This is a genomic window from Dolichospermum sp. LEGE 00240 (assembly GCF_015207875.1).
Lineage (GTDB): Bacteria > Cyanobacteriota > Cyanobacteriia > Cyanobacteriales > Nostocaceae > Dolichospermum > Dolichospermum gracile.
Window position 1 is genome coordinate 1 of record NZ_JADEVZ010000120.1, and the last position, 9,385, is coordinate 9,385.

General features: G+C 41.0%; 9 protein-coding genes and 1 pseudogene. 4 read left to right on the plus strand and 6 right to left on the minus strand.

Annotated features, from left to right (window positions below):
• The 3 genes and pseudogenes from ldpA to lepB form a co-directional block, all read right to left on the minus strand.
• The coding region (gene ldpA / locus IQ226_RS23595; protein WP_370567221.1) for a circadian clock protein LdpA at window positions 1-1,009 on the minus strand (1,009 nt) is incomplete at its 3' end.
• Window positions 1,010-1,108: 99 nt separating this feature from the next.
• Window positions 1,109-1,204: pseudogene (locus IQ226_RS25420) on the minus strand (MOSC domain-containing protein); the annotation flags it as partial.
• A 4-nt stretch (window positions 1,205-1,208) separates the two neighbouring features.
• A complete protein-coding gene (gene lepB / locus IQ226_RS23600) occupies window positions 1,209-1,865 on the minus strand; it encodes a signal peptidase I (protein WP_193899450.1) in 657 nt (218 codons plus the stop codon).
• Between the two features lie 281 nt (window positions 1,866-2,146).
• Here lepB and IQ226_RS23605 point away from each other — a divergent pair, with 281 nt between their 5' ends.
• Window positions 2,147-3,466, plus strand: a complete 1,320-nt coding sequence (locus tag IQ226_RS23605) for a dihydroorotase (RefSeq protein WP_193899451.1) — start codon at window positions 2,147-2,149, stop codon at window positions 3,464-3,466.
• A 56-nt stretch (window positions 3,467-3,522) separates the two neighbouring features.
• On the opposite strand, the gene tsaE is transcribed toward IQ226_RS23605, so the two are convergent.
• Genes tsaE through yvcK form a run of 3 tightly spaced genes read right to left on the minus strand, consistent with a single transcriptional unit; the run spans window position 3,523 to window position 6,198 of the window.
• Window positions 3,523-3,975: a tRNA (adenosine(37)-N6)-threonylcarbamoyltransferase complex ATPase subunit type 1 TsaE gene (tsaE, locus tag IQ226_RS23610; protein WP_193899460.1), complete on the minus strand. Its 453-nt coding sequence runs from the start codon at window positions 3,973-3,975 to the stop codon at window positions 3,523-3,525.
• A 30-nt stretch (window positions 3,976-4,005) separates the two neighbouring features.
• Entirely contained in the window at window positions 4,006-4,764 is a 759-nt protein-coding gene (locus IQ226_RS23615) for a Uma2 family endonuclease (RefSeq protein ID WP_193899464.1), read from the minus strand.
• A gap of 60 nt (window positions 4,765-4,824) precedes the next feature.
• A complete protein-coding gene (gene yvcK, locus IQ226_RS23620) occupies window positions 4,825-6,198 on the minus strand; it encodes a gluconeogenesis factor YvcK family protein (protein ID WP_193899466.1) in 1,374 nt (457 codons plus the stop codon).
• 191 nt (window positions 6,199-6,389) lie between these two features.
• Here yvcK and ruvC point away from each other — a divergent pair, with 191 nt between their 5' ends.
• From ruvC to IQ226_RS25425, 3 genes are all read left to right on the plus strand, one after another.
• Window positions 6,390-6,881, plus strand: a complete 492-nt coding sequence (gene ruvC / locus IQ226_RS23625; RefSeq protein WP_193899468.1) for a crossover junction endodeoxyribonuclease RuvC — start codon at window positions 6,390-6,392, stop codon at window positions 6,879-6,881.
• A 390-nt stretch (window positions 6,882-7,271) separates the two neighbouring features.
• Window positions 7,272-8,801, plus strand: coding sequence for a YifB family Mg chelatase-like AAA ATPase (locus IQ226_RS23630; RefSeq protein ID WP_193899470.1), 1,530 nt, complete (start codon window positions 7,272-7,274; stop codon window positions 8,799-8,801).
• A gap of 380 nt (window positions 8,802-9,181) precedes the next feature.
• Window positions 9,182-9,385: hypothetical protein (locus tag IQ226_RS25425; RefSeq protein ID WP_228039641.1), on the plus strand; the 204-nt coding region annotated here is incomplete at its 3' end.

Here is a 9,385-nt window from a genome sequence, read left to right on the forward strand (position 1 = left end):
GGGCAGGGGGCAGGGGAGATGAATTTTCCTGCTTATATCCTGTTCCTTGCTCCATTTCTTCATTTCCCCCCTTGCTCCCTGCTCCCTGCTCCCTTGCCTCTTGGAGAAGTCCCATTCCCCGCAATTTAGGGACGGTGTAGCTATTAGTGCCGCCTGCTAACTGCACATATCCCGGTAGGTTTGCTGTCAAAACTTTTTGTCCTAATTTGATTGTGGCGATGGTAGTACCATCACCAATATCACCACTCATTGAACGTCCATCAGTTTGCCAAATTAAAAACTGGGGACGGGGGACAATTAAATTGTAAATAGCTTGTAGGTAATCAGTTAACCCTTCTCCATCGTTACAACTGATGGCTACCAATTTTAATTGATCTACCCAGGGTGTCATTGCATCCCATAACCGTTGGAATTCTGCCAACCGCCCCACTTGAGTATGAATTTCTACAGCATCTATTCCTGTTGACATAATCAATGGTGCGTTGCCCCTGGCAAGCGAAGCTATCGCTCCTGGCGTTGACACATAAGATTTTGTATAAATTATCCCATAGGGACAGATAGGAAGGCAACGGCCACAGCCATAACATTTTTCAGAAATTACTCCAGAAAAATCATCTTTGGTATTGTTAAATAAAATTGCTTGGGCTGGACAAATTTTTTCACATGGTCTGGAACAATCGCTAGGACAGTCCTGATTATTAAACTCAGCTTTCCGAAAATGGGGATCTTCACCATCATTGAGACTAACCATTAACAAAGGTAAATCACCTGTAAAGGCAAAGCCTCGCTGCTGGGCATCATCCACCAAGCTTTGGGCTACTAGTAAAGCTTCCTGGGTAGCGGCAATAACTGCCGGGTCGGCAGCCACATCCACACAGTCAGCACCTGCCAAAGTGTAGGCTAACGTGAGATTTCTGACCGCAGGAAGATGTTGATAACTGGCTCCGCAAATTAATTTGAACCAATTACCTTGTTTTAGGGATTGTAAAGGGGCTAATAAATCAGTCACATTTCCATTATGCGTTTATTTCACTGGAAATTGCAGCCTGTGATCAGGAAAATTTAGATTTTTTTGTTACTAATTTTTTATTGGCATATTTCGATACTACTGAAGTGCGCCACTGGAGAGAATAGTTGCCTCCTCTACTTCCATACCATCCAGTGACTTGATTGGATATAGCAAAATCCTTGCTAGGTATGACATTGTTTCATGGTTGTGGAGATGAATAGGCAGGAGATTTATCAATTGCACCCATTCTATCGAGAGGCCAAAAACGAACTACAGCCCGACCAATAATATTACTACGGGGAACAACACCCCAACAACGCCCATCATAACTGTTAGGACGATTATCACCGAGCATGAGGTAGGAATTTTGGGGGATAACTTCTGGTTGAGCTAAAAAAGGCGGTTGGAGTCCGCTACTATTGCAAGCTTCCACGAATGTTTTCACAGTAGAGGATAGGTAAACATCTTCCCGTAAAGGCTTGCTGTTGATATAGACTTTGCCTTCTCTCAATTCTATTTTTTCACCGGGTAAACCAATTACTCTTTTAATAAATGCTTCCCGTTCAGGATTATTTTGTATTTCTTGGGGCGGCGAAAATACTACTATATCTCCCCGTTCCGGTTTAGCAAATCTATACTTTACTTTATCAACAATAATTTTGTCTGCCTTCCATTGGTCTTTAACACCATGTAAAGTTGGTTCCATAGAGCCAGTGGGAATCCAACGGGCTTCAGCAACAAAGGTACGAATTCCTAGGGCTAGAAAGATACTCAGTATCATTGTTTTACCTAGCTCTACTATCCAGGAGTTATCGGGTTCTTGGCTAGAGTTTTTATCAGACGCTTGATTTTGCATGAAATTGTTGAAGTATGTTATCAGACTAGTATTGAACTCAGACGGAGAGACTTGATATTATTAATCTTAACGATATGGAGCAGATGGTAGGTAAATAAAGTAAAAAATCTAGTGTTTTTCTTTTATTCAGCTACAAACATTCAGGTTTTTAGCTTTCTTGACTATAAACATTTTTTAACACAAAACCAAAATCGCCGATTCTTCGTGCGAATTAAGTTTACCTTAGAAAAGGTTATCTATCATCTATAAATAGTTCCTTTATCCCGAAAAATTTTAAATCCATGTCAAATCCACAAAGTTTACTGATTCGCCACGCTGAAATTATTTTACCCAATGGTGAGTCAATGATTGGCGATGTGCTGATAGAAGGAAGGCAAATCACCCAAGTAGGGCAAGAAATTACTAATGCCACACCCACTTGTGACATTGACGCACAAGGATTAACTTTGTTGCCTGGTGTGATTGACCCCCAGGTGCATTTCCGTGAACCGGGTCTAGAATATAAGGAAGACTTATTTACTGCCAGTTGTGCTTGCGCTAAGGGGGGAGTTACTTCCTTTCTAGAAATGCCGAATACAAGACCTTTAACCATTACTCAATCAGCTTTAGATGATAAGTTACAACGGGCAGCCCAGAAGTGCTTAGTTAATTATGGCTTTTTTATTGGGGCTACGGCGGATAATTTACCAGATTTACTTTCTGCCCAGCCAACACCGGGAATTAAGGTATTTATGGGGTCAATGCACGGACAGTTGTTGGTAAACCAAGAAGAGGCACTAGAGGCGATTTTTGCCCAGGGAACTCGTTTAATTGCTGTTCATGCCGAAGACCAAGGGAGAATTAATCAACGCAAACAGGAGTTTGCGGGGATTACAGACCCGGCTATTCATTCCCAAATTCAAGATAATCTAGCTGCTTTGCTGGCAACGCAATTGGCGTTAAAGCTTTCTAAAAAATATCAACGCCGGTTACATATTCTGCATATGTCAACAGCAGAGGAAGCGGAGTTACTACGTGAGGATAAACCTAGTTGGGTGACAGCAGAGGTAACACCCCAACATTTACTGTTGAATACTAGTGCTTATGCAACTATTGGTACTTTAGCACAAATGAATCCACCTTTGCGATCGCCCCATGATAATGAAGTTCTCTGGCAAGCCCTACGTGATGGTATTATTGATTTCATTGCCACTGACCACGCCCCCCACACTCTGGAGGAAAAAGCCCAAACCTACCCAAACACTCCTTCAGGAATGCCCGGTGTAGAAACTTCTTTACCTTTAATGTTAACCGCTGCTATGGATGGAAAATGTACTGTTGCCCAAGTTGTGCAATGGATGTCTAAAGCGGTAGCTGTAGCTTATGGTATTCCTAACAAGGGAGAAATTACTCCTGGTTACGATGCGGATTTAGTGTTGGTAGATTTAAAAAATTACCGTGAAGTTAAACGGGAAGAAGTTGTCAGCAAGTGTGGTTGGAATTCTTTTGAAGGTTGGAATTTAACAGGTTGGCCTGTAACAACAATTGTCGGCGGTGAAATTGTTTATGATCATGGTCAGCTAAATACACAAGTTCGCGGACAAGCTTTAACTTTTTCGTAGTTAGTTGTTAGTTGTCCGTTGTCCGTTGTCCGTTGTTAGTTGTCCGTTGTCCGTTGTCAGTTGTCCGTTGTTGATAGTTCACAATTTATAGTAATAATTTCGGCTTGACGGCTGCCATTTTCACCATATTTTAAACATATCTTTAAATAACTATCTGGTAGATATGGCATTCGTTCAGCCCATTCAATGGCGACAATTCCCGGTGTTACTTCTATGCCTTCCCAGTAACTTTCCAGGTTCAAGCCTGTAACTTCTTGAGGTTCTAGACGGTATAAATCTAAGTGATAAAGGGGAATACGCCCTTCTGGGTACTCATTAATCAAAGTAAAAGTAGGACTAACAATAGAGTCAATTATTCCCAAACCTTTACCAATCCCTTGGACTAAGGTAGTTTTACCAGCACCTAAATCGCCTTCTAGTAAAATCACACTACCAGCATTTAAAGTCTCACCAAGGGTAATACCTAATTGTTGTGTTGCTTCCATATTAGGAAGGAAAATTTTATTCATTGGTAATTGGTAATTGGTAATTGGTAACGTCTAAGCATTATCCAGTTCATCGGGATTAACGCCTAAATCACGCAACATTTGTGTTAGTTGTTCGACTTTTCTTTTTGCTTCTATTGTTTCTTCTGTTGGTTCAGGAATTAATTCTCCTGTTAGTGTGAACCACCTTAGCCATAACTTAGGAATATCTCGAAATGTCCCTTGCCATAGTCCTAAACTTAAACCTAACTCTGGCATTAGTAAGCGTCCTTCAATCAGATTCATAGGTTCATAATGACCACCTACTAACTGAAATGCGCGGACTTCGTTGGTGTAGCGACTAAAAACAATATAGTAAGGAATTCTTAAAATCCGTTCATAAACTTCCCATTTTGTGGGAGGTTTACCTATCTTACTTTCCCTATTACCTAAATCTTCATCTTCTGTACCAGGAGATAATAATTCTACAACTACAAAAGGGTTTGCTGGTTCTTGCCACCTGACATAACTTAAACGCAAATCTTGACCATTATATAATTTTGGCACTCCAACCACACCAAACCAATCTGGGCGTTTATACCATAAAGGATTTTGCAGATCATAATAAAGATTCAGATCAGCCGCACTATAAACAATTTCTGGATTCCAGTTTATGGGTTGAAATGTTAAATATAAAAGTAAAGGTTGTAAAAAATGAAAGTCGTCTGGCAAGCCTTTTTCCTCCGGGTTTTCACTAGGTAAATCATACATTGTCGGTAAAGTTTCCCAAGGAGGAAGGGGTGGTTCAGTTTGAGAAATGATGGAAGAAGTCATAAATATTTTAGGTTGGTAATTGGTAATGGGGAAATATATTTATTTCCCCGTCCCCAGTTTTTACTTCCCGTGGTGTGCGCCACTGTACCATTTTAATAAAACTTTGGCTAATCTCTGCGGGTCATGGCGAACAGCACCATTTTCATCTTCAAAGAGAATATTAGCAGGAACTATTCGCCGTCCTAATTGGGTGACAGATTCTCGGTCTAAAAAAACTGGATGGGCGTTTTGTTGGGCATAACGGATAAGTGCTTGGGCTGAGGGTGTTTTTTTATGAACTAATACGGCATCGAATAACCTTCTGTTGCCACAAGCGTCATCTATTGCTTGAATATGTTCAGCAACACTATATCCATCAGTTTCTCCTGGCTGAGTCATAATGTTGCAGATATAGATACGAGGTACGCTGGTAGCGGCGATCGCATCAGCAATTTCTTGAACTAACAAATTAGGAATTAAGCTAGTGTAAAGACTACCCGGACCAATAATAATGTAATCAGCTTCTTTAATGGCTTTAATTGCGGCGGGAACTGCCGATGGGTTTTCAGGAATACAACCAATTTTGACAATTTTCCCCGCAGCTTTCGGAATATTCGACTCACCCTCAATGCGGCGACCATCTGTCAATTCTGCCCAGAGACGGACATCGCTAAGGGTAGCAGGTAAAACTTGTCCTCTCACCGCCAATACTTTAGAACTGGCAGCGATCGCTTGGACCAAATCCCCAGTAATATCAGTCATGGCAGTTAAAAACAAATTACCAAAACTGTGACCTGTTAAACCATCTCCCGCCCGAAAGCGATATTGAAATAATTCCGTTAGTAATTTTTCTTCATCTGCTAACGCCGCCAAACAATTGCGGATATCACCCGGTGGTAAAACGCCAAATTCTTCGCGCAGTCTCCCAGAAGAACCGCCATCATCTGCTACGGTGACAATAGCAGTAATATTAGCACTATAAGTTTTTAAGCCTCTGAGTAAAGTTGAAAGTCCAGTTCCACCACCAATAACCACAATTTTCGGACCCCGGTATAAGCGACGATGTGCCAAAAGGACATCTATCAACTCCTCTTCATCACCAATAGGTCTGAGAACTTCCGTAATTGAACCAACAGTGCGAGATTGTCCCCACAGCACCAACAGCACACCAGATACCAGGAGTACCGGACCACTGATATAGTTGGGTAAAATCTCAGCCAGCAAACCCAAAAGACCTTTCAGCAATTCCAGAATCCAAAAAATCGGGGTTAATTTTACCCAAATAGCCAACCCCAAACTGGCTAAGAAAACACCCCCAATACTGATAAGTAACCAGCGTTTCACAGCTAATCCAGGAGACAACCATTTGCACCATTGGTTAACCCGATAGGAAGTGCGACCTTGGGACTGTAGCTGTAGCGAATTAATGGCTTGTTTCAGAAAACCGATAAACATACCTAATAGGGAAAGTTGGTACAAACAATATTTAACAAAAAATTTACATCACCTGGTTTCCACACTAAGGGAAAACCATCACATTTATTCAATCCTTCATCATCACCGATTAGGGGCGCAGGGCCTGCGCCCAGTTAGGAGTCAGAAGAAGGAAATACCAATCACTAATTACCCCAGTTATCAAGAATTTTATGAAAAAACGAATTTTAGGAATAGATCCGGGACTAGCAACTGTGGGATTTGGGGCAATTGATTGGCAGCAAAGTCAAACAAAAGAACAAGAGACAAGGGTACAGATGGTTGATTTTGGCGTAATTCGCACCAGTGCCGATATGGAAATGAGTCAACGACTATGCACATTATTTGACGATTTACACACCGTCATGGAGGATTTACAGCCGGATTTAGTAGCCATTGAAAAATTATTCTTTTATCGGATGGCAAATACCATTATTGTAGCACAAGCCAGGGGTGTACTGATGTTAGTTTTAGGACAGCGTAAACTCCCTTATGTGGAATTTGCACCTCCCCAAGTTAAGCAGGCTTTAACGAATTATGGTAAGGCAGATAAGTCAGAAGTGCAAGAGGCTGTGATGCGGGAATTGGATTTAGATGAAATTCCTCGACCTGATGATGCGGCAGATGCTTTGGCGGTAGCACTAACGGCTTCGTTTCAGTTGTGACTCGTGTAAAATCCTGTCACTCTGCAAAAACAGGCGTTGCTGATAGCCTGCGTGGCGAAGCCATATTGAGATATGAAATTCCTAAATTGAACCTTTAAAAATCTTACCTTTGCGTCTTTTAGTCCCAAAAGCGTGCATTTTGGGTTGAATAAATCACAAAATTTAGGGATAACAGATAGCCCAAACTCTTGCCTCTTGCCTGCCCTCACAGACAACTTTTTCAGCAACCCCTACTTAAAACAAACTAAGTTTTGTTAATGCTTGAACCATGAGTCACCTGCATCTTTGGCTGCTATTATTATATTAACAATCCTCTTGAGTGATTTCACTCATTGTTAATGCACCCAAAAATCTGCTTTGATATTCTCAAAGTTTATTGATATGTAAAAAATGCTGGCTAGAGTTTGGAGTGCATCTATCATCGGGATTGACGCTGTAAAGGTGGGTGTGGAAGTTGATGTTTCTGGTGGTTTACCAGGAATTGTGATTTTAGGCTTACCAGATTCGGCTATTCAAGAATCTAAGGAACGGGTAAAAGCAACTTTGAAAAATGCCGGTTTTGCCTTTCCCATACGGAAGATTGTCATTAACTTAACTCCCGCAGATTTGAGGAAAGAAGGACCCGCTTTTGATTTACCAATTAGTGTGGGCATTTTAGCAGCTTCTGAACAAGTTAACGCCGATTTGTTAGGGGATTTTTTATTTTTAGGTGAAGTTTCTCTAGATGGTAGTTTGCGTCCGGTGGCGGGTGTTTTACCGATTGCTGCAACTGCGAAAAAAATGGGGATTACGGGTTTAGTTGTTCCTATTGATAACGCCCAAGAAGCTGCTGTTGTTGAAGGCTTAACGGTTTATGGTTGCAAAGATGTTGCTGATGTCGTGGACTTATTAAATAATCCTAAAAAATATAAACCTGTCCAGTTAAATCAAACAATTGAAACCTCCCAGTCAACATCTTTGAATTTAGCAGATTTGCAGGATGTCAAAGGACAAGCGCACGCCCGCAGGGCCTTAGAAATTGCGGCTGCGGGGGGACACAATTTAATTTTTGTTGGACCACCGGGAAGCGGAAAAACGATGTTAGCAAGGCGGTTATCGGGGATTTTACCACCTTTAAGTTTTCCTGAATCTTTGGAAGTAACACGCATTCATTCTGTGGCTGGATTGTTGAAAAATCGGGGTTCTTTAGTTAGAGAAAGACCTTTTCGGAGTCCCCACCATTCCGCATCTGGTCCATCTTTGGTTGGTGGTGGCACTTTTCCCCGTCCTGGCGAAATTTCATTATCCCACAGAGGTGTACTTTTTTTAGATGAATTAACGGAATTTAAAAGGGATGTTTTGGAGTTTTTACGTCAACCGTTAGAAGATGGGTTTGTGACCATTTCTCGAACTAAACAATCTGTCACTTTTCCCGCACAATTTACATTAGTAGCCAGTACAAATCCCTGTCCTTGCGGTTATTATGGCGATACAATTCAAGGATGTACTTGTTCACCTCGACAACGGGAACAATATTGGGCAAAATTATCTGGACCATTAATGGATAGAATTGATTTGCAAGTAGCGGTCAATCGTTTAAAACCCGAAGAAATTACCCAACAACCAACGGGAGAAGCGTCGAAATCTGTAGCGGAACGAGTAGAAAAAGCTAGGGAAAAAGCTGTAATTCGGTTTCAAAAAGAAGATTTACAATGTAATGCCCAAATGCAAAGTCGTCATTTACAAAAATGGTGTCAATTAGATGATGCTAGTCGGAGTTTATTAGAAGCTGCAATTAGGAAATTAGGCTTATCTGCAAGGGCGAGCGATCGCATTCTTAAAGTAGCCCGAACTATCGCCGATTTAGCAGGAGATGAAAACCTCAAACCTCACCACGTAGCCGAAGCAATTCAATATCGGACAATTGATAGAATGCAATAAAAATCCAGAATTGTCCATTATCTGTTGGCTTCCACACCCGCCAGGGAATTAATTCCCTGTCTCATAGCTCAAGTCCGTTTTAACGGACTAGTAAATACTCCTAATATTTAGTCATCAAAAGATAACTTTTCCTATTAGCAAGGAACTTGAGTTCCTTGTTGGATAGAGGTTTTACGTTAAGTTGACATCTATGATCACTGCTTTACCCCTACCCATAGAATCAAATGATTAAGCCGTGTTGAATATAAAGAAAAAACAGTCGGTTTTAACCGACTTTAGCTATCAGACAGGGAATTTATTCCCTGGATTCTGGATTCTAAAAGCTTTTTAACCATTTTAACCATTTATCCGAAATCCAGAGTTGACACTTGTAAGTATTTATGTCACAGTTGCATTTATGCGAGTCTTGGCAACATAGTCACGAATGTGACATACGTATCATCCCTAAAAATCATTTTACAGCAGTTTGCGATCAAGTCCAGTACAAAAATAGCTATCTAAATAGGGTCAAAAAACAATCCACAATGATTAAACCAATTGAGAGCATTTTCATCAGTAATAGCATTAACCGCCATAGTAATTGC

Bases quoted from the DNA above. Each gene is read 5' to 3' on its own strand.
- lepB (WP_193899450.1), bottom strand. From the start codon at position 1,865: ATGCAAAATCAAGCGTCTGATAAAAACTCTAGCCAAGAACCCGATAAC.
- IQ226_RS23605 (WP_193899451.1), top strand. From the start codon at position 2,147: ATGTCAAATCCACAAAGTTTACTGATTCGCCACGCTGAAATTATTTTA.
- tsaE (WP_193899460.1), bottom strand. From the start codon at position 3,975: ATGAATAAAATTTTCCTTCCTAATATGGAAGCAACACAACAATTAGGT.
- IQ226_RS23615 (WP_193899464.1), bottom strand. From the start codon at position 4,764: ATGACTTCTTCCATCATTTCTCAAACTGAACCACCCCTTCCTCCTTGG.
- yvcK (WP_193899466.1), bottom strand. From the start codon at position 6,198: ATGTTTATCGGTTTTCTGAAACAAGCCATTAATTCGCTACAGCTACAG.
- ruvC (WP_193899468.1), top strand. From the start codon at position 6,390: ATGAAAAAACGAATTTTAGGAATAGATCCGGGACTAGCAACTGTGGGA.
- IQ226_RS23630 (WP_193899470.1), top strand. From the start codon at position 7,272: ATGCTGGCTAGAGTTTGGAGTGCATCTATCATCGGGATTGACGCTGTA.